The sequence below is a fragment of the Psychrobacter sp. M17(2026) genome, from assembly GCF_055699815.1.
In genome coordinates, this window is record NZ_CM146741.1 from 1,576,740 (window position 1) to 1,603,191 (window position 26,452).

Consider the following 26,452-nt stretch of genomic DNA (forward strand, 5'->3'; position numbering starts at 1 on the left):
TAGGATGCGTAAAAAAGAGCATATTACGCGAGTGGCAATATACTCTTTTTATTTTTTAACTCAAAATTATTGTAAAAAATCTAGATAAACTTAAGCTGCACTAGCTGCTTTTTCGTCACTAGCAGCCTTAATCTTAGTTAAGATCTCTTTAATACCTGACGCTGGCATATAAGTTGGCACGGCATAAGTATCGCTAACTTCTTTGGCAGCCGCTTTGGCGATAGCATCAAAATCACTCTCTTGCATACCTTTAACGGTAGGATCAATATTGACCGTAGTGAGTAGCTCACGTACCTTAGCGATGAGATGATCGGCTATTTCGCCATCGCTATTATTGACTTGACCTTTTTCTACCAGACCAATCTTTTTAGCTAATTTAGCCAGTCTTTTTTCACTAGATTTACGATTCAAATCTAACACATAAGGCAAGACGATAGCGTTGGCACGACCGTGAGGAATATGATAATAAGCGCCTAATTGATGGGCGATAGCATGAACGTAGCCTAAACCTGCTTTATTAAAAGCAATGCCGCCATAGTGCGCTGCGATACCCATTTGCTCACGGGCTTTGATATCTTTACCATCCTTAAACGCGGTCGGTAAATTCTCCATGACGCCTTTAGTGGCAGAGGCGGCATAGTAGTCAGTCTCCGCGCCAGCGTTAACACTCATCCAAGCCTCAAGGGCATGAGTCAACACATCGATACCCGTATCTGCGGTGATATGAGGCGGCATGCCTTGCATAATAGTAGGGTCGATAGCCGCAGCTAATGAGACCATTTTTGGATCAATAGCGATCTCTTTTTGATGGGTTTTATCATTTGATACTACTGCGCCAATAGTCGCCTCTGAACCAGTACCAGCCGTCGTTGGAATACAGTATAGCGGTGTGCCTAGCTTGCGAGCTTTGAACAGTCCAATCAGTTTTTGCGGAGTGGTGTTGTTACCTTGACTCATAGCGATCATCTTCGCGGCATCAATCACCGAGCCGCCACCGATAGCCAGTACCGCATCACAGTTAGCGTCTTTAGACTGGCGCAACCCTTCTACTACTACCGTAAAAGTTGGATCAGGGGTGATACCATCATAGATATGATAGTCAATACTGTTCGCTGTTAGATAGTCGGTGACTTTGGCAGGTATGCCCAATTTATTGAGCACTTCATCGGTTACGATAAATACACGGCTCGCGCCTTCATTAATCATCATGTCGCACAGCTCATGACAGGACTGCTCACCGACGAACAGTAGCGGTCGTGGCATAGGAATAACCATTGAAAATACTTTAAGTACTTTGGCTCGCGTTTTAGCAACGGCTAAATAGCTGGCATGCTGCAAAGTGTCATTATGCATGATTTTGGCGATAGGGCTTTGGCTTGGCATAGAGGCATCCTTGTTAATTAAACGATGAATAGCGATTAGTTTTACTTATTCCTTATTGTGCCATTTATACATTCGTAAAGCTGATATTAATGCATACTGATGTGTTCTTATAAATATATTTATAAGCTCTAAACAAATAGCTAATGCGGTATGGCTTGAAATAAGACATAATTCTAGTCTGAATTAAAACTAGCAATCATAAGACAGTATCTATGAAACTAAGCAGCTATTTTAAAACATTAAAGAAGTTAGGCGCTATTTTTGGAGTGGCGTGTGGTTTGCTGTTAAGTGGGCAAGCACTAGCAGAATGTCAATTAGAAGTGGGTTATGAGTTGCCAGAGGGCATTGAGTTTGACGCTGGCTGTCGTTTTACAGAAGGTTTAGCAAATGATTTTGATAAAAACAATATGTGGGGAGCTATAAATAGAACAGGTCAAATTATTATTCCTTTCGAATATGACAGTGTTTCTGCCTTTGAAGATGGTATGTCGATAGTCACTAAAGATTACAAAGACGGTATTATAAATAAAGACAATGAAATCGTTATACCTATAAATTATCAATATATTGCTATATATGATAATAAATTTATCAAAGCTAGAAAGAATGATCAGTATGGTGTTATAAACTTTAACAATGAAGTAGTCGTTCCATTTAACTATGATAATGTAGATTTATTTCATGAAAAGCTAGCTATGGTAATCAAAGGAAGTCATTCAGGGTATGTGAATGCCAATGGAAAAATAGTTATTCCTCTTAAGTTTGATGCCTATATTCAATCAGAATTTCAACCTCATTTATCTGCTTTTAAAGATGGCTTAGCTGTAGTTTCTAAGTCTAACAATAAAGGTATGATTGATAATGAGGGTAAGATTGTTATTCCTTTCCAATACGAGGATTTGTCAGGTTTTTCTGAAGGCTTTTCTGTCGTAAAAAAGGGGAGCAAATACGGTTATATTAACAAGAGAAATGAGCTGGTAATTCCCTATACTTATGATAAGGCATTTGATTTTTCTGAAGGACTTGCTCTTGTGAAAAAAGATGATTATTACGGATTCATTGATGCGTTGAACAATGTTGTTATTCCTATCAAATATAATAAAGCACAATCTTTTTCTAATGGATTATCATTAGTAGATAAAGAAGGAGATGACAATCCGTTTCTAATTACAAAACAAAAAAGTGATGGAAATTTTTATTTTATAAATAAAGAGAATAAAATTGTATTAAATCTTGATTACGGAATGGCTTTCCCTTTTGTTAATGGTTTGGCTTTAGTCTATGATAATGACAGCGGTAAATTCGGCTTTATAGATGCTCTAGGTAAGGTAGCTATTGATTTTAAATACGATTCAGTTCCCCTTGCAGATTCGTTTCGTGATGGCACCGCTTATGTACAAGAAGATAATGAGTGGTTCTATATTAATAGGCAAGGAAAGCGAATAAAGTAGTTTTTATAGACATAAAAAAGCCCTCTCTTGATTAAAAGAAAGGGCTTTTCGTTTTTCAATAGCTGCAAATCACTAAACTACAACTGCGTATGCAACCCACACTCACGATGCTCTTCTACTTTCGTTGGATCAAAGTAATCAAACTCATTTGGCAAGTTATGCTGCTCTAAATACCCATCTAAATCGCTATCGGTTTTTTCAAACAAGGGTGCGACTTTTAGCACGCCATCTTTTGACAGACTCAGAAAATCAAGACCTTGACGGAACTCCGTTTGATCTTTACGAATGGCGTTAAACCATACATCAGGCTTTAGCTCATCAAGCGCACGGCGGAACGGCTCAAGCTTAACTTGATCAGTAAATTCGTCATGTTGCGCGTCATCAACACCAGGAATGCCATTCATGGTGACATCACGGTGAGCAGCGGTTTGCTTAGGAATATAAGTAATGACGTTTAAGTTTAAATCTTCAATAACTTTATTCGCAAATTTATAAGTCGCATCCGTGTTATAACCTGAGTCTACCCATAATACGATGATGTCTGGGCGCTGTTTAGCCACTAAATGCAAAATAGCAGACTCGTACGGGCGGAAGTTAGTGGTGATAATTGGATTTTTCGCTTGCGATAATGCCCATTCGACGATTTGCTCAGGGGTTTTACCTTGCAAGTCTTGATTGGCCTGATCGATATCTAAAGTAGGGTGTAACTGGCTCATGTTTTTTCCTTAGTTGAGTTTATTATAAAAGTGGTAGTCATTAACTTGAAAATTTAGAATGCTTAATCTTTTAACTAAGCTCCTGCAAACATAGGCAACGCTGAGGCATCTTGACCATCATAGCTACTAGCCAGCGCGGTAAAGGCTTGGCTGATATCTGATTTTAGGTCATGCTCACAAAGTACAAAACTATCGACACCAACGCGTAATAGATAGGCTATTTGATCACGGCCAAATTTACCTGCGATACGAATTTCACCTTTATAGCCAAGTTGGCGCAGGGTCTGGGCGAAGCTAAAGTCGCGTCCATCAGCGAATAGGGGCACATGAATAACAATCAAGGATTGCGCTAATAAGAACTCGCTCAGTCCAGCTAGTGCATCAGCATCAGTATCAGCGGTCAGCCAAATTCCCAACCGACCAGTATGCTGGGTGAGTAGCTCATAAACCTCATGAGACAGTCCACCTGCCAGCTTACCACTGCTATCTAACAAATCAGTTAGTGGTACGATGACATTAAGCTTTTCTTGCTTATGTAATAGCTCAAGCAAAGTAATATGAGATAGCGCAATACCATCAGGCAACTCAGCAGTGCTTAGCGCCTGCCAATTGTCTTTAGCGCTAACATCAATGCCAATGCTATTTAAGATATGATGATTACCCATAGACCTTCTCCTTAAAGGGTGCGATACCAACGCGATCAACCATAGCACCAAAGCTTTCAACATCGTTATCGGTGCTGACGCGCAGATCAACATAAACATCAACGATCTTTTGAATGGTGTCAGCGACGGCTTCGGTTGCCACCGATCGGCCTAATATTTTACCGATTTTGGCATTATCACTAGAGTTACCACCGAGGCTAATCTGATACCAGTTTTCACCTTTTTTATCGACACCTAGGATACCAATATCACCGGTATGATGATGGGCACAAGCATTGATACAGCCTGACATGTTCAGGCGAATATCACCCAAATCATAGAGATAATCTAAATCATCGAACTGCTTTTCGATTTGCTCTGCGATATTATAAGTCGTGGCGTTAGCCAGTGAGCAATAATCCCAACCAGGGCAGACGATCATATCGGTCAAAGTATTGATATTAGGACGCGCTAAATGTAGCTCAACCAATTGCTGCCATAGCTCGTATAAATGACTGACTTGCACATCGGCAAAGACTAGATTCTGCTGATAAGTACCGCGTAATTCACCAAAGCTATAGTGATCAGACAGATCCGCCAATGCATCCATTTGCGAGTCAGTCACATCACCTGAGGGTACATATTTGCCATCGACAAGACCTGCTTTTAAAGAGATAACCACCGCGCGGTAGCCACCGATTTTATGAGCGACGGTATTTTGGTTATACCAATTGGCAAAATCTTTATCAGCGGCCAGTTGCTTTTGCAAATCAGACTGTACTTGCAAAGCATCAATGTCTTGATAATCAGGCTCACTAAAAAAGCTAAGGGCCGTTGTGAAGTTATCTTCCGTTAAAGTTAGCTTGCCATCTTTAGTGTTCGCTTCCCATTCGGCATCGACCAGCTTGGCAAACTCACGTCCACCCATGCTCTCAACCAATATTTTGATACGCGCTTTATATTTATTGTCGCGGCGACCATGCAAGTTATAAACGCGTAAAATCGCATCTAAATAGCTGAGCAAATGCTGACGAGGTAAGAACTCATTGATAGTTTTGCCAATCACAGGCGTACGACCGAGCCCACCACCGACTATCACTTCAAAACCTAATTCACCCTCATCGTTTTGCTTAATATGCAAGCCAATATCATGGACTTGTGTTGCCGCGCGGTCGTTTTCCGTACCGATAACCGCAATTTTAAATTTACGCGGTAAAAAAGCAAACTCAGGATGAAAGGTCGACCACTGGCGGATAATCTCACAATAAGGACGCGGATCAGCGATTTCGCTTTGGTGAATGCCCGCATAAGGGTCAGTCGTGGTATTACGAATACAGTTACCCGAGGTCTGAATGGCATGCATCTGCACGGAAGCCAGCTCCGCCAAGATATCGGGCACGTCTTCCAATTTTGGCCAATTGAGCTGCAGGTTAGTACGAGTGGTGAAGTGACCATAGCCTTTATCGTATTTTCGGGTAATTTCAGCGAGTTTGCGCAACTGATAGCTGGCAAGTAGACCATAAGGAATGGCAATACGTAGCATCGGCGCATAGCGCTGAATATACAGGCCATTTTGCAAGCGCAGCGGCAAAAACTGCTCTTCGGCAAGCTCACCTTTTAAAAAGCGCTCGGTCTGATCGCGAAATTGGGCGACCCGTTCCTCAACCAAAGCTTGATCGGCATAATTATATTGATACATGATGGTCTCTCAATTCTTAACTCGAAATTTTTAAGTGATTTATAGCGATGTACGCAGCTTAGGTCATCCAATGCTTAAGCCAAATTATACAATGATTCGCGTGTTTATTAGGGTATCCAGTGGGCAATATTTAAGCTTATAAGGCGCTTAAACCCATTCAGTGTCACATCATATAAGCTTGTCCGTGAAAACTTAAATTCCTTTAAGTCATATCCATAGTAAAACAAGGCATAAATTTTCATAACGAAACTTAGGTAGCCTATGCATATCCGATTTAACGCACTATTTTTGTTCAATGATTATTCATTAAGGTTTAAGAAATGACATCTACTACTTCAAGTCCAGTTCAATCCAATCTTGTTGCCCCGCACGGTAGCGCCACCCTTAAGCCGTTATTATTAACAGGTGCTGCACGCGAGCAAGCTCTAAAACTTGCCAGCACTTTGCCACAAATTACCTTGAGCTCACGTGAGCGCGGTGATCTAATTATGCTAGGTATTGGTGGTTTTACCCCACTCAATGGCTTTATGAATAAAGCCGATTGGCAAGGGGTGGTTGATGATATGCGTCTGCAAACAGGCAACAATGCTGGCTTGTTTTGGCCGATTCCGATTACTTTATCAGCACCAAAGGCAACGGCTGATAGTTTAAATAGTGGCGATAAAGTCGCTTTGGTCGCAGAAAACGGCGAAGTCATGGGCGTGTTGACGGTGGAGGAAACGTACATTATTGATAAAGCGCACGAGTGTCAGCAAGTCTTTACCACCACTGATAGCGAGCATCCAGGCGTACAACAAGTACTTAGCCAAGATGACGTCAATATCGCAGGCTCAGTCGAAGTGTTAAGCGAAGGCGAGTTCCCAACGCTATATCCTGATACCTATAAAACCCCTGAGCAAACTCGTCAAATATTGATCGACAAAGGCTGGAAAACCGTTGCCGCTTTTCAGACGCGTAACCCAATGCATCGCTCGCATGAGTATCTAGCCAAGATTGCTATTGAAATATGTGATGGCGTACTCGTGCATTCACTACTTGGCGCGCTAAAACCTGGCGATATCCCAGCCGAAGTCCGTCAAGATGCAATTAAGACTTTGATCGATAATTACTTTAAGCCTGACACTGTGATTCAAGCCGGTTATCCGCTAGATATGCGTTATGCGGGGCCTCGTGAAGCGCTACTGCATGCGCTATTCCGTCAAAACTATGGTTGTAGCCATCTCATTGTCGGTCGTGACCATGCTGGCGTCGGTGATTATTATGGTGCGTTTGATGCGCAGACTATCTTTGAGAAAATAGAAAAAGATGATCTACTAACTCAGCCGCTCAAGATTGATTGGACGTTCTGGTGTAACGCTTGTGGCGCAATGGCATCTAGCAAAACCTGTCCGCATGATGCCAGCCAGCACGTCAAAGTATCAGGGACTAAGTTGCGTAAGGCGCTGTCAGAGGATGAGGAAGTGCCAGATAACTTTAGCCGTCCAGAAGTGTTAGAGATATTGCGTCGCTATTACGCCAATATCGCCAAGGAAGAGCGCGAAGAGGTGAAATTAACAGGTGCTTCAGCGGTTTAGAACTGCCTAATTAATCGCTTAATAAAAAAGGTGTCAGACATAATGTTTGACACCTTTTTGTTTTGCAAATTTAGTGATTAATGGACTTAGCTAAGCTCTAAGTGACCAGCAAGCTTTCGATAATCACCCGCCAGCGTCCCACCACCTGAGCAGAATGCGTTAAGCGCGTACTTATCCTGTGCATCAATGGTCAGCTTACCGTCTTTAAATTGCAAAAATGTGGCGCTATCATTGGCTACGGTTTTAAAAATAACCCCATGCGCCTTATCTTGACCAACTAGCGTCGCGGTACCGTCAAAGCTGCAAGTTGGTTTTTTGATATCACTACGCGAGCGCACTTTTATATCTATGCTTTGATTATCAATGGCTCTTATTATTACACCTGTCCAATCATAGCCTTGCGCGCGCTTATTATAATCTTCAGTTGCATAATCACCGTTTACCATTTGCATAGCTGGCGAGAGATCGGCTTGTATTTTAGTAGCAGGCTGCATGACTGTATTTGGAATAACGGTAGCTGGAGCGCTAGGATTTTGCACATTTGGCGATACGTTATTGCAACCCGTCAAAGCAGTAAAAGCAGTCGCCAAAATTAGCAAACTAGTAGATAAGCGTGTCGGTAAATTTAGAATCATGCGAAGATCTCACCAAATAAAGTGTGTTTAGCTAATAGAGGGCAATAGTCAAATTCTTTTAAGCGAGCACATTATGCCACATTAGCAAAAAACAGTCTTAATAATTAGCTTAGCAAAGCTTAATACTTATTTTATTAAAGAATGGCTCTTAGAGTCTAAATACTATATGACAACCCTTATGCCAAATTAATAGTTTAATAGCCTTATTTGGCACTAAGAGGGCTGTAGATAAGCTGCTAGCATAGCGCTAATTACTCTCAATCTGGCAGAAATTCCACATGCAAACTAACTCTTTTTCTTTGCCGTATAAGCTGCTGTTAACCAGCGCACTTGCAACGACCCTGTTAGTGACAGGCTGCAATCAAACCCAATCTGATGTTAACGGCACCGATAATCAGGCGACTCAAGATATTGAGTTACTCAATGTCTCTTATGATGTATCACGCGACTTTTATAAAGAATACAATCCTTTATTCATCAAAGATTATAAAAGCAAAAATCCAGCTATTGAGTTAGCTATTAATCAATCTCATGGTGGATCGAGCAGACAAGCTTTGTCTGTCGCTAATGGTTTGCAGGCTGATGTCGTCACCTTAAATCAAGCGAGTGATATGAATTTGTTGGTTGAAAAGGGTTTAGTAAGTGCTAATTGGCAACAAGCATTGCCTAATAACGCCATACCTTACACCAGTACGATGGTGTTATTGGTGCGTACGGGTAACCCCAAAAATATTAATGATTGGCAAGATTTGGCTCGTAATGATATCAAAGTGGTTATGCCTAATCCAAAGATCAGCGGTACCGCGCGCTATGCGTTTTTAGGCGCTTATGGTTACGGCTTACAACACTTTAAAGAAACCACTCAGAACCCCGCCCAAACCAACAGCTACATGAAAAATTTATTAGCAAACGTGGTGACTTACGATAATGGTGCGCGTGCAGCGACGACTAGCTTTACTCAACGTGGCCTCGGTGATGTGCTGATAACCACTGAAAACGAGGCGCATTTGGCTGCTAGCAAGCACGCTAAAGGCAAAGTGGAGATTATCTATCCTAGCTATTCAATAAAAATCAATAATCCTGTAGCTGTTAATAAAGTAGTCACAGATAAAAAAGGCAACACTGAGGCGGCTAATGACTATCTAAAGGGGCTATGGGACAAGCCTGCTCAAGAGCTGATGGCAAAGATGTACTTACGTCCTAGTGATAGTCAAATCCTAGCGGCCCATCAAGATGTTTTGCCGCCCATTAAAACTTTTGAACCTGTAGCCGTATTTGGCTCATGGCAGCAAATTATGGCTGAATTTTTTGTTGATGGTGGGGTATTTGATCAATTGGCTACTATTAAACAGTAATGAGTGATTAAGTGGTCGCAAGTTCTAAATAACTGATAGTGCTACTATTTGTCAAATGAGACGCTGTGACTCATTTTTTATCAACAGTCTTTAATTCGTATTATTCCATTTTGGCACAAACATACACATATTCGTCATTAAAGATAATAAGCTGACGCTGTTAGCATGGCTGCATTCAGTAATAAACATCAGCTCATAACCAAACTAACTATTACCTTTGAGGCATTTATGAAATCTTACGCAGCAAGCTCTTTATTCGGTAAATCAAAAAACAGTAAGGCACTGAGTGCACTGAGCATCGCGGGTGTTGCTATGACTTTAGGGCTAACAGCCTGTAGCAGCAATGACACCGCAGAGACGACTAACGCGGATGGCACAGTAGCCGAAAACATCGAGCTACTTAACGTCTCCTACGATGTCGCTCGTGACTTTTATAAAGGCTATAACCCATTATTTATTGAGCAGTACAAAGCGGACAATCCTGGTGCGAACATCTCAGTCAACCAGTCTCATGGTGGCTCAAGCAAACAAGCGTCGTCAGTGGCTAGCGGTCTGCAAGCGGATGTCGCGACCATGAATCAAGGCTCTGATATTGAGCTTCTTGAAAACGCAGGTTTGGTCGCCAGCGATTGGGAAGGGCAGTTCCCTGACAATGCCGTACCTTTTACCAGCACTATTGTGTTCTTAGTGCGTAAAGATAATCCAAAAAACATCAAGGACTGGGAAGATTTGACCCAGTCTGGGCTTGAGATTGTCATGGCCAATCCAAAAGTGACGGGTAATGGTCGCTATGCATTCTTAGGTGCTTATGGCTATGGACTACATGCTTTTGATAATGATGAATCAAAAGCTAAAGGCTATGTCAAAGATATGCTCAAAAACGTTAAAGTTTATGAGAATGGTGGCCGTGCAGCGACAACTACCTTTGTGCAACGCGGTATCGGCGATGTGCTCGTGACTTTTGAGAATGAAGCTAATCTAGCCGCTACTGATTTTGGTAAAGGGGAAGTCGATATTGTCTATCCTAAGTACTCTATTAAATCAGAAAGCCCAGTCGCTATTGTCAATACAGTGACCGATAAAAAAGGCACCACTGCCGCTGCCAAAGCTTATCTTGATTACCTATGGAGCGAGCCTGCCCAGCAACTAGCCGCTGATCTGTATTTACGCCCTAGTGTTAAAAGCGTGCTAGATAAAAACAGCGATAAACTGCCAGAGATTGAGACTTTCCGTCCTAATGATGCGTTTGGATCTTGGGATGAAATCATGGGTACCTTCTTTAGTGACAATGGGGTGTTCGATCAGTTATCGATTAACGCGCCACAGTAGCATTGTTAAGCTGTAACATCGTTCAATAGTAGCGCTAACTATATTTGCAAAATGTATTTGCAACAACCAATCAAGTAGTGCTTTAAAAAGGACATGGCCACTTGTGCTATGTCCTTCTACTTTTTACCTCATGACTTAACTAAATAATAAAAATTAAGATTTGATTAGGCCTTAAGCAACAGGACACTATTATATGAGTGCTGCAACTTCTCCTTCTAATAAACCCAATAATAAAAAGGGCTGGCTGATGCGCATGCGTCAGCGCAATGTGCTACCAGGGTTTGGGCTGAGTATGGGCATTACCGTCTTTAGCTTATCACTCTTGGTGGTGCTACCGTTTGCGATGATGGCTTATACGAGTACCCAGTTGGGGTGGATTGGGTTTTGGGAGGTGATCAGTCAGCCCCGTGTCGCCGCTGCTATTAAGCTGAGCTTATGGATGTCGTTTTTGGCGATGCTTACCAATTTGGTATTTGGTACGCTCGTGGCATGGGTACTCGTGCGCTATGAGTTTTGGGGTAAATCCTTGATTAACGCGCTAGTTGATTTACCCTTTGCCTTGCCAACCGCAGTGACGGGTATTTCACTGGCCACGCTCTATGCACCAAACGGCTTGATTGGGCAATATTTTGATAAGTTTGATATTCAGGTGGCTTTTACACCAATAGGAATTTGGCTGGCCTTAGTAGTGGTGAGCTTTCCGTTTATTGTTCGTGCCGTGCAGCCCGTACTCGCTGAGCTATCGGTCGAGTTTGAAGAGGCCGCAGCCGTTTTGGGCGCCAATCGCTTGACGACTTTTACTAAGGTAATTATGCCTGAGCTGCTCCCTGCGATGCTCATGGGTGCTGGTATGATGTTTGCGCGCGCCACTGGCGAGTATGGCTCGGTGATTTTTATCGCGGGCAACATTCCTATGGAGACTGAGATTTTACCTATTATCATTATGAGTAAGCTTGAGCAGCTCAACCCTCAAGGCGGCTTTGATGTACAAGGCGCTTCAGCGGTAGCACTATTTATGCTGATGATCTCTTTTGTTATTTTGTTAACCATTAATATTGTACAGTGGAAACTGTCGCGCCGCGTAGGAGCTCGCTGATATGCAAATAGCCAATAGCTACGACTACCAAAGCAATCCTGCGACTAAGGATACCCCTTGGATTAGGCGCGTGTTCATTACCATTGCCGTATTATTCATGGTCATTATGCTAGTTGTTCCACTGCTAGCCGTATTCTATGAAGCTTTTAAGGATGGCTGGCAGTTATATATCGCCTCTTTAGTTGATCCTGAAGCGCTACAAGCTATCAAGTTAACCTTATTGACCGCAGGTATTGTACTGCCGATCAATATGGTGATGGGTATTGCTATCGCTTGGCTAGTGACTCGCTATCAGTTTAAAGGCAAGCAGTTGGTCACGACCTTACTTGACTTACCTTTCTCAGTATCACCCGTCGTTGCAGGCTTAATGTTTGTCTTATTATTTGGTCTTAATTCTACGGTCGGCGGCTGGTTTGAGAGTATGGGCTTTCAGATTATCTATGCCGTGCCAGGTATTATATTAGCGACGCTTTTTGTCACCTTTCCGTTTGTGGCGCGTGAGCTGATACCTTTGATGCAGACTCAAGGTGATTCAGAGGAGCAGGCGGCATTGACGCTTGGCGCAAGCGGCTGGCAGACCTTTTGGCATATCACTTTGCCTAATATTAAATGGGCGTTGCTATATGGTTTGATATTAACCAATGCTCGCGCTATGGGTGAGTTCGGCGCGGTCAGCGTAGTATCCGGTCATATTCGCGGCGAGACTAATACCATGCCGCTACTGGTTGAGGTCGCTTATAATGATTATAACTTTACCGCCGCCTTTGCTTTATCGAGCATATTGGCAGCGCTAGCTTTAGTGACTTTGCTTATACAACAACTTATGACTAAATGGCAAGAGCGCAAGTTTGCCAAATCTGAGCGCCTAGTGAGTGCCCCTGAGCTGCCCGTTAGTGCCAATGCGACTGTTGATAAAACCGATAACAACATTAGGTTTGATAAATAGCTAGTCAAATAGACCATAGACCATAGACCATAGACCATAGACCATAGACCATAGACAAAGAAACATAATAAGAGACGTTACTATGAGTATTGAAATTCGAGAAGTTAACAAGAGCTTTGGTGACTTCAACGCGCTAAATAATATAAATATCACCGTACCTACGGGTAAGCTGACGACTCTGCTTGGACCATCAGGCTGTGGTAAGACAACCCTTTTACGTATTATTGCAGGGCTTGAGTATGCCGACTCTGGGCAGGTGCTCTTTGATGAGCTGGATGTGACCAATACACCAGTACAAAAACGCAATATTGGCTTTATGTTTCAGCATTATGCGCTGTTTCGTCATAAAAACATCGCCGATAACATCGCGTTTGGACTGACACTTTTACCCAAAAGCGAGCGCCCAAGTAAGGCGGATATCAATAAGCGCGTCGATGAATTGTTAGAGCTGGTACAACTGCCGCAGATTGCTAACGCTTACCCGCATCAGCTCTCCGGTGGTCAGCGTCAGCGCATTGCTCTAGCACGGGCGTTAGCAGTAAAACCCAAGCTGTTACTACTCGATGAGCCGTTTGGAGCACTCGATGCCAAGGTACGTAAAGAGCTGCGTACTTGGCTCAAAAACATTCACCATGAGCTGGGCATCACCAGCATCATGGTGACACATGATCAAGAAGAGGCGCGAGCGATATCAGATGAGATTGTGGTGATGAACCATGGTCGCGTTGAGCAAGTCGGCACCTCAGAGCAGCTGATTCATCATCCTGCGAATAGATTTGTTAGCGACTTTTTGGATATTGTTTAAATTTTTAGGTTCTTAAAACTATTATCTATGACCATTGATCTGACATAACAAAACCCCTATAGGCCAGCTAGCGTATAGGGGTTTTGTTATGCACAAAGGCAGATAATATATTACAGTTAAAGTAGAGAAAAACTAACGTACGTTGTCCTTTTGCTCTACCAAAGTACTATACGTTGTCTGTAATATATCCTGACACCAAAGCGGAAGATCATCCGCCATTTCATACCACATCCAAGTTCCATCGCGCACCGCCTTTAATATACCCAATTTTTTTAGGTGATTCAAATGACGAGATATAGTCGGTTGTGGTTGCTCAAGTATCTCAACAAGCTCGCCTACGCAGCGAGCTTCTTTTTGAAACAAAATTTGAAATAGCTTTAATCGTGTAGGGTCAGACAGCACTTTGAACAACTCAACGGGTTGAATAATAAAGCTATTGTCAGACATAAACTATCTCCATATATCATAATAATTATTGATGTGCTTCTAACTAATCACCTATAAGTTATTGAAATACCTGAATAAGTATTCACTGCTAGGTAGTAAACGTGTCAGTAGCGTGTGCAATATAACAAATTATGATAATAAAAACATTTTAATCTAATGAAACAATGACAGTTGTTACTGTTTAACATCAAAACACTACCTTTTGTCATTTAACCGAAAGCCGTAACTATACTTGAGTTACCGATTATTCAATATTGTATTATGTATGGTTCATATCTTAATAGGAGTAGAGTCATCTCAATGTCACTAAGTAATTAAATAGCTAAACCAAGTAGGTAAATAATCAAAGATAAAAGTTGTAAAAGTTATTGTAAATGCTAATAATTATCGTTATTATAACAACGTAATAAATGTCTTAGCACAAACGAGCTTTTTAAAGCTAAAGGCGCGGTCATTGTCTAAGATTCGATATTTTGTAAAACGATAGTTGCTATATAGCAGGAGCAAGTCTATGTATGTCTGTATCTGTAATGATGTAAAAGAAAAGCAAATTCAAGCTGCCATTGCCTCGGGCATTGATACGCTTAGTGGCTTAAAAGATACGTTAAATGTAGCAACCTGTTGTGGTTGTTGTGAGCCTATGGTCAATGACTACTTAGATGAGTATCATGCAAAACTCGACGTACTCGCTTACGCGATTTAGCTATCGCTATGTGTATTACTATTTATTTGCATTACTGTTATAAATATTTTATCCGTTTATAGATGACTAGTTATCCCCCTTTATTAGCCGTTCATACTCATTTAGAGTAGGGCGGTTTTTTTATGATTTATATTTTTTGCTTATCTATACCGCTTTTTTTTGGACTATCGTCTTTGAAATAATTTTAATCAATTGTAATTCTCAACTAATATCTCATTGCCAGTTAGCAACCGTTACAAGCCCACGGCTGGCGTGTGCTACACTAGCTGTGTAAAATTATGTTTTTTATTTAGTTACAGTCATTATATTAATAAATATAGCTGATTTGTCGGCTAGGGAGTGCAGATTATGATAGGCAGCCAAAAAGTTATCGATTATTTAAACTTTTTAGTAGGGGGCGAGCTGGCCGCTCGTGACCAGTATTTTATCCACTCTGAGATGTATGCTGAATGGCATTATGGCAAACTATATGAGCGTATTCATCATGAGATGGAGGATGAAACCTTACATGCTCAGGCTATTATCCGCCGTATCTTGATGCTGAGCGGCACGCCGAATATGAAAGTGAATGGCATTCACATTGGTAAAACTGTCCCAGAGATGCTTCAGCTCGATCTTGATCTTGAGTATGAGGTCCAGCAGCACCTAAAGGACGGTATTGCTCTATGTGAAGAGGAGCATGACTATGTTACTCGTGAGATGCTCGTGGTGCAATTGCGAGATACGGAAGAGGATCACGCCCATTGGCTTGAGCAGCAGTTGCGTCTTATCGATATGATTGGCTTGCCAAGATATTTACAAAGCCAAATGGCTGAAGTACCGCCTAATCTTGAGCCATAAGTTTAGAGAGTAGCTCACCGTTAGATATTATAAGATACGCCAAAAGCTACCGCGTTGACCTATTATATTTATAGGTAGCTACAGCTGGATTAGAATAAAATTATAAGAGGCAATAACTATGAAAGGTGATAGAGAAGTTATTCAGGCACTCAATAAAGTGTTAGGTCAGTCGTTAATTGCGATTAATCAATACTTTTTGCATGCTCGTATTGCACGCCATTGGGGACTTGAAAAGTTAAATGATAATTTTTATAAGCAGTCGATTGCTGAGATGAAATGGTCGGATGACTTAATCGGACGTGTATTACTGCTGGGTGGACTGCCTAACTTGCAAGAATTAGGTAAGATGTTTATTGCAGAGGATGTGGCTGAAATGATCGATTGTAACTTACGCTTAGAGAAGCAAAAGTTCGACATCATTACTGATGCTATCGCGCTGTGTGAGCAGCATAAAGACTATGTGTCACGTGCGCTGCTTGTTAAGCTCAAAGATGGTAATGAAGAGTACGATGATTGGCTCGATACCCAACGAGATCTCATCGAAGATTTAGGGATACAGAACTATATCCAAGCGCAGATGGATGATGATGCGTCTTAATAAATAAACCCTAGATAATTTAAAGTTATTCTCAACATGAAAAAGCCAACACAGGTGTCAAATCTGATGTTGGCTTTTTAATGTCTAATGGAAGTCAATTTACTATTAATATAAGCCGCGACCATCTTCGGGTTTTAAACGTAAAAAGTACAACCCCGATAAAATAGTGAGAATACCTAATAACCAGTAAGTCGTCTGAAAGGCCGCTAAGTTATCAAGTCCAAAGCGCTCGCGTAATAAGTTGAGCATCGCTGCACCAAAAGCAATACCAAAGCTGATAGCTAATTGTTGATTTACCGCCATAAGGCTATTGCCGCTACTGGTCTGAGCCCCTTGCAGATCACCGATAGTAATCGTGTTCATCGCGCTAAACTGTAGCGAATTACAAGCGCCCATTATAGTCAAAAGCGGTATAAACCATAGCCACTGCGCGGCATCATTGAATTGTGCCAGCAGGATAATGAGTATACCCAATAATAAAGTGTTATAGACCAGTACCTTGCGATAGCTATAGCGCTGAATCAGCTTACTGACAAAAGGTTTGACACCTATTGCACCAACAGCAATAGGCGCAAGTAGCCAGCCTGCTTGTGATGGCGAATATTCAAATACCACCTGTAGCAACAGCGGTAGCAAAAACGGCACAGCACTGATGCCAAGACGGGTAAATAAGTTACCGGTAATACCGATGCGAAAGGTACGAATGTTAAAAAGACTGAGCGGAAATAGCGGCGCTTGTCGTCGCCTCGCATGCCAGATATAGGCTCCTAGCAGCGTTGAGGCTATTACAGCTAAGAGCAAGCCATACATGGCACGCCCAGGTTGCGCACCAAATTCAACGGCAAGCGTAAAGCCGCAAGCGGCGGCTGCAAACAATAAGAACCCTGTCCAGTCCAGTCGTTTGGTATCTTCAAAGATAGCAGGAACTAATCTTTTGGCGACGACAAAACCAAAAATACCCATCGGTATATTAATCAAAAATATCCAATGCCAGCTGGCATATTGTACCAAATAGCCACCGAGCAGTGGGCCAACCAAAGGTGCAATAAGGGCTGGAATCACCGCAAAATTCATCACCGTTAATAGCTGATTGCGTGGATAGGACTTGACCAAAATTAGGCGAGCAACAGGCGTCATCATAGCGCCACCAATAGCTTGCACGATACGCGAACCTACTAGTAAATCTAACGTTGGCGAGGCGGCGCACAGCAGTGAGCCGATACAGAAGATGACAATCGCACTCAAAAACACCCGACGGGTACCGTATTTGTCTGCCAAAAACCCACTAATAGGAATAAAGATTGCCAAGGTTAGCGCATAGCTAATAACAGCCCACTGCATCTTGAGTGGCGACTCCCCTAAGGCTTGCGCCATCTGCGGCAAGGAGGTATTTAAGATAGTGGCATCCAAAATCTGCATAAATAGCGCTACTGCTAACACGTACGGCAGGTATTTGGTTTGGGTTGCGCTTAGCGTTACCATAGAGCTTTTACCATGAGAGCCTTGAACATAAATTTTAGCCTATCGTTTTGATTTGTATAACTACTGATTCATACAGCTACTGATATTGATGCGCTTAGTATAAGAACAACCTCAAGATAATAAAAGAGAAACCCTATGATAAGCAGTGATGAGTACAGATTAATAAGAGATACATTGATTACACGAAACCGCTTTATCAAGCTGGCGTGCTCTCGCTATAGTGTAGGCACCGAAAATCAAACCAATAACTGAACGATTAACAATAGGATGCTTTATGACGGCTAACAAAGATCAGACACCAAGTAATGAGTATACACCGCCTAAGATTTGGACTAACGACAAAGAGAACGGAGGAAAGTTTGCAAGCACTAATAGCCCGACGGCAGGCACGCGCCATGAGCAAACGCTACCCGTAGGCGATGCGCCACTACAACTGTATTCGCTCAACACGCCTAATGGCGTCAAAGTCAATATTTTGTTAGAAGAGTTGAGCGAGCTGGGTATAAAAGCGGCCGCTTATGATGCCTATAAGATAGACATCTCTGAGGGTGATCAGTTTGGCTCTGACTTTGTCGCTATCAACCCTAACTCAAAGATTCCCGCTCTGGTTGATTATTCTAATAAGAATGAGCCGATACAACTGTTTGAGTCAGGGTCTATTCTAGTATATTTAGCCGAGAAGTTCGAAAAGTTTATACCAATGCAGCAAGGGTCTAAACGCGCCAATTGTCTATCTTGGCTAATGTGGCAGATGGGTAGCGCGCCTTATCTAGGGGGTGGCTTTGGTCACTTTTATGCTTATGCGCCAGAGCCTATGGAGTATCCAATTAACCGCTTTACTATGGAGACCAAACGGCAAATGGATGTTCTCAATAAGCATCTAGAGCACACTACCTATATGTGCGGCGATACTGAAGCGGATTACACTATTGCCGATATTATTATTTGGGCATGGTACGGTCAGCTAGCGCTAGGTAAGCTATATGACGCTGGCGAGTTCTTGCAAGTTGACAGTTATCAGCACTTGCAACGCTGGGCAAAACTGATAGCCAAGCGTCCCGCAGTACAGCGAGCAGTAGACTTAGAGCTGAAACCTATCAGCTAATAGATAGCAGTCCTAATAAATAAGGTTTAAATGAATAATCAAGCCAATAGAAAAAAATCTGTTGGCTTTTTCTATTGGCTTATTGGTAGTAACTAACGGATGAATAGACAATATGTGGTTATAAGTGGGATTTACTAAAGCATTTACAAAATGATACTTTGATATAATAGGTAGAAACATTACTAGTTTATGCTATTAAGGCTGATATTTACGGGCTAGTAATTGCATAATTACGGCTCTGCATAGCACTTAATAGGCAATAAAGTGAGTACTAACTATGAGTAAATCATTTCAATCTATCTCAGCACCCTTATTTGCAAAAATTAAAAGTAGTGGCATGACACGCGCTAAAAAATTCGATATAAGTTCACCTAAAATGAAAAATAATTTGAAATTTGATAATACAAAAAGTAAGTTTTTAGGCTCATCTATCGCATTCATAAGTGCGATAGCCATAAGTCCAGCTAGCTATGCCGCTAGTCCTGTTGAATATACTAACAAGGATTGGCAAGTGGTTTGTGATAATACTCGTACTTGTCGTATGGCAGGGTATCAAGCTGATATTAACAGCGACTTTGCCGCATCAATATTATTAACTCGCCCAGCAGGTGCTAATGCTGAGGTGACAGGCGAGATTAAGCTCGGTGGTGATAATAAAGGCTCCAATAAAGCCTTGCTAGAATTGGGTAATCGCCATCGCGTGGCGCTGTTTATCAATGGTAAGGATCTAGGCGAGACCAGCTCCTCATCGCTAGGGGCAGGTTATGCCAAGCTCACGACTAGCCAAGTAAAAGCAATATTAGCGTCGCTGACCAAATCCAGCAATATTGAGCTGGTCGTACGTAACTCACGCTGGCAAGTGTCTGATAAAGGGGCTACCGCGGTCATGCTAAAAGCTGACGTGGCGCAAGGGCGAGTTGGCACAGCCAGCGCTTTAATCAAAGCTAATGCTAATAACTCGAACAACGATGTACTTGCTCCTAAAGAGCTACCACAACTGCGCCTAGTAATGCCTGAGCAGGTCGCTAATGTTAATAGTAATAAAGGCTTTAGCCTAAAATCCTCACAGCTTAGCGCTATGATGCAAAGCACGGTAGGTGACTCTACTAGCGAGTGTCCAAAGCTTGCAAACAAGACTCCATGGAAAGTCAACCGTCTCAATAGTACGCAGCTCTTGGCACAGCATAGTTGCTGGTCTGGGGCTTATAATAGCGGTGAGGGTATGTGGGTTATCAACGATCGCGCTCCCTTTGATCCTAAGCTGGTCACTACGAGCGCCACTAGTTACGATAGAGGCGTTATCAGCTCTACTCAAAAGGGGCGAGGTATTGGCGATTGTACAGCGACCACTGAGTGGGTCTGGACAGGCAAAAGCTTTGATAAGAGTTATTCGGGGACGACGGGGCTGTGTCGCTCGGTCGCGGATGGCGGTGCATGGAAGCTCCCTACTTATGTGACAGATGTAAAACGTTAATAGGTATAGAAATCGCCGATAGCCCTTGTTAAATTTTTCGCTAAAAATACATCCATCAGGCAAAACAGAGCTTAGTTTATCGTTATTCTAAAAATAAATAATATTATTATAATTGTTGTGCTATACTACGTCGCCACGTTAGCAAAGCTTACGTGAATTATGAGATTGATAACATCGCCTGCGATTTTGAGCCTAGGATGGCTGAGAGTAATTGTTGCCGATGATTTTGTGTACTTAAATAACTCATTATTGAATAACTAGAATAGTGTTATTTTTGACTCATATCTTATCTACTGGTTCCATTTAAAACCAGATTGGTTGTAGTTTGCAGTTATCAGCTTTGGACAAAGCTGAATAAAGTGGCAAGCGCAAGCAAGGATGAGACACTCGGCACTACCACCAAAATACGCCAGATAGCACGCAGCGCTTTTATTGAGCATTCAATAGAAGCGCAGGGTGAATGAGCGGTTATCAGTGGTAGGCAACAAGTACGCTGAATTTACAGCGGCTTACTCTACCAAGGATTCTCATGACTGACATCTTATCTACTATCGCCGCTCAAAACGGTATCATCGAAGAAACTACTACTGTAAATTCAGACACTGCTGTACAAGCTACTTCTGAAGCCGAGTCTACAGAAGATCAAGTCACTTTTGCTGAACTTGACATCGCAAAGCCGATCCTTACCGCGCTTGAGCGTAGTGGCTATACCCACCCAACTCCTATTCAAGCACAAGCGATTCCTTTTGCTTTACAAGGTCGTGACTTACTACTTTCAGCACAAACAGGTAGTGGTAAAACAGCGGCATTCGTCATTCCAGTATTGGATCGTTTAAGCCGTGCGACTAGCTTTGATAAATTAACCAAAGCCCTTATCTTAACGCCAACGCGTGAGCTTGCTCAGCAGGTTCATGATAGCGTACGCACTTATTCGAAAGATATGCGTGGTTTATTCTGTGTGCCGCTAGTCGGCGGCGCTCCTTATAACGGTCAGATTACCGCGCTCAAAAAAGGCGTCCAAGTTATTGTTGCAACGCCTGGTCGTCTGCTTGACCATATCAATGCTGGTCGCGTTGACTTATCAAACCTTGAAGTACTAGTACTTGATGAAGCGGATCGTATGCTAGATATGGGTTTTGCTGATGATATCAGTGATATCCTAAAAGCAGCTCCTACTAATCGTCAGACTATTATGTGCTCGGCTACTTGGGATGGTCCTGTTGGCAAGATTGCCGCGACTTTCACTAACAATCCTGAGCGCGTTGCTATCAAAGTAGAATCGGCTCATATCGATGAGACAGTCTATTATTGTGATGATTTCAATCATAAAAACAAAATCTTAGACAAAATCGTTTGTGAAAAGGACGTTGATCAAGTGATCATCTTTGCCGCCACTAAACGCAGCACTGAAAAACTAGCTAAGCAATTACAAGATGACGGCCACAAAGCCAGCTTCTTACATGGTGACTTGCCACAAAGCAAGCGTAACCGCATCGTGCAAGACTTACGTAATGGTAAATGCAAGATTTTAGTCGCCACTGATGTTGCTGCTCGTGGTCTTGACGTTCCAGCTTTATCACATGTTATCAACTATGATTTACCACGCCAAACTGAAGATTATGTCCATCGTATCGGTCGTTGTGGTCGTGCGGGCCGTAGTGGTGTTGCTATTAACTTATGTAGCATGGATGATCGTCCACAGCTCAATGCAATCAATCGTTATTTGAATCGCAAAATGGAAGTGTCTGTGATCGAAGGCTTAGAGCCGAAGAAAACTTATGTACCAAGTGAGAATAAAGGTAATGGTCGCGGCCGTGGTCGTGGACGCTCAAATGGCGGTGGTGGTAATGGCCAAGGCCGTGGTCGCTCGACTGGTGGCGGTTATCAAGGTAAGCCTGAAAATGCTCGCGGTCGCTCAGGTGACAGTAGCAAAGGTACAGGTCAACGCGCCAGCAACGATAGTGGCTATCAAGGCCAAAGTGCTGGCAAGCCACGCGATTCATCAGGCAAGCCTAATGATCGCTTCGGTGGTAAGCCGTATCAAGGTAAGCGTACTGGCGGTCCTAGCCGTGGTGATAGCGCTGGCGTTCCACGCGGTGAGCGCGCTGCAACAGGTCGTGGTCGTCCAAGTGGCAGCCAAGGTCGTCCAGCCAACCGCTCAGACAGCGGCAACCGTGGCCAAGGTCGCTCAAGCGGTGGCAACCGTGGTAACAATTCGTAAGATGCTCAACAAAGCAGTATTCTATACCTAAAGCTCGCTATCAAGATAATTATCTAAAGCCAGCTTTGAAAAAAAGCCAGATACTCGTTATCTGGCTTTTTTGTGTCCGAAGCAAATCTTTGTGTAGGGTGCGGTTAGCGCAGCGTAACCCGCCATTAAATTATCTTGGATAGTTATTTTAGAATAATAAACTAGCTGCGTAGGCTGGACTTTTAACCCAGCTCATTTGTTTGCATTATTCAATATAGCCTAACTACTTATTAATTTCATAGTCTATTTATAAAGATTAATTTGTTAGTAACCGCGACTTGCGCATAGATTTTGCCTTTATTATACTGCACGCTTTTACTGCTCCTTATACTGGAAACCTGCGATGCTCGCTATGTCTTACTCAGCTATTGAAAGCTTACCTGTTGCCTTTGGTATTATTATGGCGATTATTGGGCTAGTTTTTTATACCCAAGCACTGCCAGGCAATTTCTGGCGACGTTTTTATGCCGTTTTGCCAGGTATTGTGCTTTGCTGCTTTATACCTGCAACGCTCAATAGTCTTGGGGTGTTTGCCGATGGCATAGGCTCACAGATTTATGGCTTTACGGCCACTTATTTGCTACCAGCCAGCTTATTACTGATGACATTATCTATGGATGTTCCTAAGATTTTAGGACTTGGTTGGAGAGCTGTCGCTATGTTTTTTGCGGCAAGTGTCGCTATTGTTATCAGTGGGCCGATCAGCTTAGCGCTGGCAAAGTGGGTATCGCCCGAGATGTTCACTGATGACACGCTATGGCGTGGGTTTTCAGCGGTAGCGGGTAGTTGGATAGGGGGCGCGGCCAATCAAGCTGCTATGAAAGAGCTGTTTGGGGTCAGTGATGATCTATTTGGGATGATGATCTTAGTTGATACCACTAATGCCTCGCTGTGGCTCTTGATTATTCTAGTGCTGGCGAAGCATAGCGCCAAGATAGATAACTGGTTAAAAGCGGATTCTAGCAGTATTGATAAAGTCATCAAAGCTGTTGAGAGCTATGAGCGTGATCATGAGCGACCAGCAACGCTCAATGATTTGATGGTGATGTTTGGCTTATGCTTTGCGATGGTTGGAGCGGCGCACTTTATTGGTGGTCAAATCGCAGAGGCTTTTGCACCTTATAGTTGGGCGGTGCAATATAGTTTTGCCAGCGCGTTTTTTTGGATGGTGGTTATCATTACCTTAATAGGTGTGGTTTTTTCTTTTACCAAAATACGCAGGCTTGATCACGTAGGCGCATCAAAGATAGGCACGGTATTTATTTTTGTGTTGATTGCCGCCATAGGCATGCAGATTAATTTGGCAGGTATCGTCTCGCAGTGGCGGCTATTGCTAATAGGACTGGTGTGGATGGCTATCCATGTGATCATTATATTTATAGTTGCCAGAATTATCCGCGCACCGTTTTTCTTTTTGGCCGTCGGCTCCAATGCTAATACTGGTGGCGCATCAAGCGCTCCAATTGTCGCGACTGCCTTTCACCCTGCGCTTGCGCCTGTTGGCGTGTTTTTGGGAATATTAGGCTACGCAATGGGTACTTTTGGTGGTTATATTAGCACTCAGCTCATGCGTTTAGTAGTGACCTGAGGAGTCATCACTTCAGTTTATTTTAGATACAAACATCGCTGTAAATGATAAAACTGATATCGTATACTGATGGGAGTATTTTTAATACTTAAGTGTTAGCACTTTAAACATCACTATAAGGATATACAGATGTTAGGAAAAATGATGTACCAGCCATTACTTCTTAGTGGTTTACTCGAGCACGCGGCTCAGTACCATGATGATACTGCCGTGTTATCAAAAGAAGTCGATGGCACTATGACCCATAGTGACTGGATAACTGTTTCGAACCATTCAAAACAGTTGGCAAATGCTTTGGCAGGATTAGGTTTGCAAGCTGCGGATCGTGTTGCCACGCTGGCGTGGAATAATGTCCGCCATCTAGAAGCTTGGTATGCCATCTCAGGCAGCGGTATGATTTGTCATACGATTAATCCTCGACTATTCCCTGAGCAGCTCAGCTATATCATCAATGATGCTGACGACCAAGCATTGTTTTTCGATATTACCTTTTTACCCTTAATCATGGCGATTAAAGAGCAGATCAAAGGCATCAAGCACTTTATTTATCTTGGTGATCGTGATGAGAAAGTATTAGAAAAGCTCCCAGAAGCGTTGTTTTTTGATGAGTTATTAGCGGATAACAGCGCTGATTTTGACTGGCCGCAATTTGACGAAAAGACTGCCAGCTCTTTATGCTATACCTCAGGCACTACGGGCAATCCAAAGGGTATCTTATACTCGCATCGCTCGTCAGTGCTACATGCTATAGCGCTTAGTATGCCTGATGTATCATCCCTTTCTGCAAAAGATGTGCTACTACCTGTCGTCCCTATGTTCCATGTCAATGCTTGGGGCACGCCCTATGCTGCCGCGCTCACTGGTTGCTCGCTGATTTTACCTGGGCCTAACCTTGATGGCGATAGCTTAGTCAAGCTGATTGATGAGTATAAAGTCACCCTATCCCTTGGTGTACCGACGATTTGGCAGAGTCTACTTGCTGCTGCCAAAAGCAGTGGTAGTAAGCTTGAGAGTATGACGCGTACTATCGTCGGCGGCGCAGCTTGTCCACCCTCAGTGATCAAGACTTTCCGTGAAGACTTTAATTGTGATGCGATACACGGTTGGGGCATGACCGAGACCAGCCCGCTGGGTACGATGAATCAGATAAAAGCGAAGCACAAATCACTCAGTAACGATGAGATGAATAAGCTGCGTGAGTCGCAAGGTCGTCCGCCTTATGGAGTACAGCTACGCTTGATGGACACCGAAGAGCCAACCAAACCTGTAGCAGAAGATGGTCACTCTCAAGGGCGCTTGCAAATCCGTGGTCATTGGGTGATTGATGATTACTTTACTGAGAACCCAGATGCTATAACGGCTGATGGTTGGTTTGACACAGGTGATATCGCAACTATCGACGCTGATGGCTATATGAATATCCGTGATCGCTCAAAAGATCTAATCAAATCAGGCGGTGAGTGGATATCATCGGTGGAGCTGGAAAACATCGCCGTTGAACATCCACAAGTGAAGATGGCAGCCGCCATTGCCGCCAAGCACAAGCAATGGGGTGAGCGCCCTGTACTGATCGTAGTAAAAGAAGAAGGTTCAGCCGTCACAGAGAGTGATGTTTTAGAGGTTTATAACGACCGTATCGCTAGTTGGCAAATACCAGATAAAGTGGTTTTTGTTGACAATATAGTGTTGAATGGTGCAGGTAAGATGATGAAAAATAACTTACGTGATGCCTATGGTGATGTATTGCTTGAGTCGTAAGTTTTTGACTGAATAAGTCTTGTTTTTGTTGAAGGAGCCTGCAATCTTGTAGGCTTTTTTATTGTACTTATTGCTCTAAAAAACATGCCCTAGTCAAAAAAAGTAGCTTTGATTCATCATATACCGGTGCTAATAGGACGTCTTTAAAGTGTTGTGGCTATCAATTATCAATTATCAATTATCAATTATCAAAAAAACGGTTTTTGATAAAAATAAAATTAGATAGTAAACTGATGTATATCATCACTCAAATTAAGATAAAAGATTAAGTCGATAATATGAATAATGAGGAGTCAAACATGAGCAAACGACAAGCAAAAAATATTGAAGACTATAGACATTTAACCGTCGATGGTCCGCTAACATTAGAGCTGACTCAAGATCAACAAGCTATGATCCTAAAGACTTATGACTATGGACTTAATAAGTTAACTGATGTGGATGAGATGCTATTAAGCGCGGTCATACGGCAGATGAAAGAAGCTATTCATCCAGAAAACCATTCAGGAAAATAAGTGTGTTTTGCACAAGTCGCTAATGACAGAAAAGATGATGAGTACTTTAATCGAACGC

General features: G+C 42.6%; 23 protein-coding genes. 16 read left to right on the top strand and 7 right to left on the bottom strand.

Features of this window, described 5'->3' with window-relative positions:
* Positions 1-90 precede the first annotated feature (90 nt).
* Positions 91-1,383 carry an iron-containing alcohol dehydrogenase gene (locus tag ACR63T_RS06690; RefSeq protein WP_472785188.1) on the bottom strand — a complete coding sequence of 431 codons (1,293 nt, stop codon included), beginning with the start codon at positions 1,381-1,383 and terminating at the stop codon, positions 91-93.
* Between the two features lie 212 nt (positions 1,384-1,595).
* Here ACR63T_RS06690 and ACR63T_RS06695 point away from each other — a divergent pair, with 212 nt between their 5' ends.
* Positions 1,596-2,834: a WG repeat-containing protein gene (locus ACR63T_RS06695; RefSeq protein ID WP_472785189.1), complete on the top strand. Its 1,239-nt coding sequence runs from the start codon at positions 1,596-1,598 to the stop codon at positions 2,832-2,834.
* A gap of 77 nt (positions 2,835-2,911) precedes the next feature.
* Here the strand turns inward: ACR63T_RS06695 and ACR63T_RS06700 are convergent, their stop codons facing one another.
* From ACR63T_RS06700 to ACR63T_RS06710, 3 genes are all read right to left on the bottom strand, one after another.
* Entirely contained in the window at positions 2,912-3,550 is a 639-nt protein-coding gene (locus ACR63T_RS06700; RefSeq protein WP_472785190.1) for a phosphoadenosine phosphosulfate reductase domain-containing protein, read from the bottom strand.
* Between the two features lie 74 nt (positions 3,551-3,624).
* Positions 3,625-4,215, bottom strand: coding sequence for a DUF934 domain-containing protein (locus ACR63T_RS06705; RefSeq protein ID WP_472785191.1), 591 nt, complete (start codon positions 4,213-4,215; stop codon positions 3,625-3,627).
* Positions 4,208-5,893: a nitrite/sulfite reductase gene (locus ACR63T_RS06710; RefSeq protein WP_472785192.1), complete on the bottom strand. Its 1,686-nt coding sequence runs from the start codon at positions 5,891-5,893 to the stop codon at positions 4,208-4,210. The genes ACR63T_RS06705 and ACR63T_RS06710 overlap by 8 nt, the downstream gene beginning before the upstream one ends.
* 320 nt (positions 5,894-6,213) lie before the next feature.
* Here ACR63T_RS06710 and sat point away from each other — a divergent pair, with 320 nt between their 5' ends.
* Positions 6,214-7,467 (top strand): sulfate adenylyltransferase, encoded by a 1,254-nt coding sequence (gene sat / locus ACR63T_RS06715; RefSeq protein WP_472785193.1) that lies wholly within the window; start codon positions 6,214-6,216, stop codon positions 7,465-7,467.
* Between the two features lie 86 nt (positions 7,468-7,553).
* Here sat and ACR63T_RS06720 read toward each other — a convergent pair whose 3' ends face one another.
* Positions 7,554-8,102, bottom strand: a complete 549-nt coding sequence (locus ACR63T_RS06720) for a hypothetical protein (protein WP_472785194.1) — start codon at positions 8,100-8,102, stop codon at positions 7,554-7,556.
* A 278-nt stretch (positions 8,103-8,380) separates the two neighbouring features.
* Here ACR63T_RS06720 and ACR63T_RS06725 point away from each other — a divergent pair, with 278 nt between their 5' ends.
* The 5 genes from ACR63T_RS06725 to ACR63T_RS06745 all read left to right on the top strand — a co-directional run bounded on the left by ACR63T_RS06725 (position 8,381) and on the right by ACR63T_RS06745 (position 13,633).
* Complete coding sequence (locus tag ACR63T_RS06725; RefSeq protein WP_472785195.1) at positions 8,381-9,457, top strand: sulfate ABC transporter substrate-binding protein; 1,077 nt, start codon at positions 8,381-8,383, stop codon at positions 9,455-9,457.
* A 228-nt stretch (positions 9,458-9,685) separates the two neighbouring features.
* A complete protein-coding gene (locus ACR63T_RS06730; protein ID WP_305900222.1) occupies positions 9,686-10,786 on the top strand; it encodes a sulfate ABC transporter substrate-binding protein in 1,101 nt (366 codons plus the stop codon).
* A gap of 193 nt (positions 10,787-10,979) precedes the next feature.
* Complete coding sequence (gene cysT / locus ACR63T_RS06735) at positions 10,980-11,882, top strand: sulfate ABC transporter permease subunit CysT (RefSeq protein WP_201573366.1); 903 nt, start codon at positions 10,980-10,982, stop codon at positions 11,880-11,882.
* Between the two features lies 1 nt (position 11,883).
* A complete protein-coding gene (cysW, locus tag ACR63T_RS06740) occupies positions 11,884-12,828 on the top strand; it encodes a sulfate ABC transporter permease subunit CysW (RefSeq protein ID WP_305900223.1) in 945 nt (314 codons plus the stop codon).
* Between the two features lie 82 nt (positions 12,829-12,910).
* Positions 12,911-13,633, top strand: a complete 723-nt coding sequence (locus ACR63T_RS06745) for a sulfate/molybdate ABC transporter ATP-binding protein (RefSeq protein ID WP_201573368.1) — start codon at positions 12,911-12,913, stop codon at positions 13,631-13,633.
* A 132-nt stretch (positions 13,634-13,765) separates the two neighbouring features.
* On the opposite strand, the gene ACR63T_RS06750 is transcribed toward ACR63T_RS06745, so the two are convergent.
* The gene (locus ACR63T_RS06750; protein WP_201573369.1) at positions 13,766-14,080 is read right to left on the bottom strand and encodes an ArsR/SmtB family transcription factor; all 315 of its coding nucleotides are present in this window, start codon (positions 14,078-14,080) and stop codon (positions 13,766-13,768) included.
* 511 nt (positions 14,081-14,591) lie between these two features.
* Here ACR63T_RS06750 and ACR63T_RS06755 point away from each other — a divergent pair.
* The 3 genes from ACR63T_RS06755 to bfr (ACR63T_RS06765) all read left to right on the top strand — a co-directional run bounded on the left by ACR63T_RS06755 (position 14,592) and on the right by bfr (ACR63T_RS06765) (position 16,221).
* Positions 14,592-14,783: a (2Fe-2S)-binding protein gene (locus tag ACR63T_RS06755; RefSeq protein WP_472785196.1), complete on the top strand. Its 192-nt coding sequence runs from the start codon at positions 14,592-14,594 to the stop codon at positions 14,781-14,783.
* A 348-nt stretch (positions 14,784-15,131) separates the two neighbouring features.
* Positions 15,132-15,623 (top strand): bacterioferritin, encoded by a 492-nt coding sequence (bfr, locus tag ACR63T_RS06760; RefSeq protein WP_201573371.1) that lies wholly within the window; start codon positions 15,132-15,134, stop codon positions 15,621-15,623.
* Positions 15,624-15,741: 118 nt separating this feature from the next.
* On the top strand, positions 15,742-16,221 hold the full coding sequence (gene bfr, locus ACR63T_RS06765) for a bacterioferritin (RefSeq protein ID WP_305900224.1): 480 nt from the start codon (positions 15,742-15,744) through the stop codon (positions 16,219-16,221).
* Positions 16,222-16,326: 105 nt separating this feature from the next.
* Here the strand turns inward: bfr (ACR63T_RS06765) and ACR63T_RS06770 are convergent, their stop codons facing one another.
* Positions 16,327-17,703: a DHA2 family efflux MFS transporter permease subunit gene (locus tag ACR63T_RS06770; RefSeq protein WP_305900225.1), complete on the bottom strand. Its 1,377-nt coding sequence runs from the start codon at positions 17,701-17,703 to the stop codon at positions 16,327-16,329.
* Between the two features lie 274 nt (positions 17,704-17,977).
* On the opposite strand from ACR63T_RS06770, the gene yghU reads away from it, so the two are divergent.
* The 6 genes from yghU (at position 17,978) to ACR63T_RS06800 (ending at position 26,394) form a co-directional block, all read left to right on the top strand.
* Positions 17,978-18,808 carry a glutathione-dependent disulfide-bond oxidoreductase gene (gene yghU / locus ACR63T_RS06775; RefSeq protein ID WP_472785197.1) on the top strand — a complete coding sequence of 277 codons (831 nt, stop codon included), beginning with the start codon at positions 17,978-17,980 and terminating at the stop codon, positions 18,806-18,808.
* 277 nt (positions 18,809-19,085) lie between these two features.
* The gene (locus tag ACR63T_RS06780) at positions 19,086-20,282 is read left to right on the top strand and encodes a DUF1176 domain-containing protein (protein WP_472785198.1); all 1,197 of its coding nucleotides are present in this window, start codon (positions 19,086-19,088) and stop codon (positions 20,280-20,282) included.
* Between the two features lie 529 nt (positions 20,283-20,811).
* On the top strand, positions 20,812-22,503 hold the full coding sequence (csdA, locus tag ACR63T_RS06785) for a DEAD/DEAH box helicase CsdA (RefSeq protein WP_305900227.1): 1,692 nt from the start codon (positions 20,812-20,814) through the stop codon (positions 22,501-22,503).
* Positions 22,504-22,885: 382 nt separating this feature from the next.
* Entirely contained in the window at positions 22,886-24,121 is a 1,236-nt protein-coding gene (locus ACR63T_RS06790; RefSeq protein WP_472785199.1) for a DUF819 family protein, read from the top strand.
* Positions 24,122-24,250: 129 nt separating this feature from the next.
* Positions 24,251-25,879, top strand: a complete 1,629-nt coding sequence (locus ACR63T_RS06795) for a long-chain-fatty-acid--CoA ligase (protein ID WP_201573383.1) — start codon at positions 24,251-24,253, stop codon at positions 25,877-25,879.
* Between the two features lie 299 nt (positions 25,880-26,178).
* On the top strand, positions 26,179-26,394 hold the full coding sequence (locus ACR63T_RS06800; protein ID WP_305900229.1) for a hypothetical protein: 216 nt from the start codon (positions 26,179-26,181) through the stop codon (positions 26,392-26,394).
* The last annotated feature ends 58 nt before the right edge of the window (positions 26,395-26,452 follow it).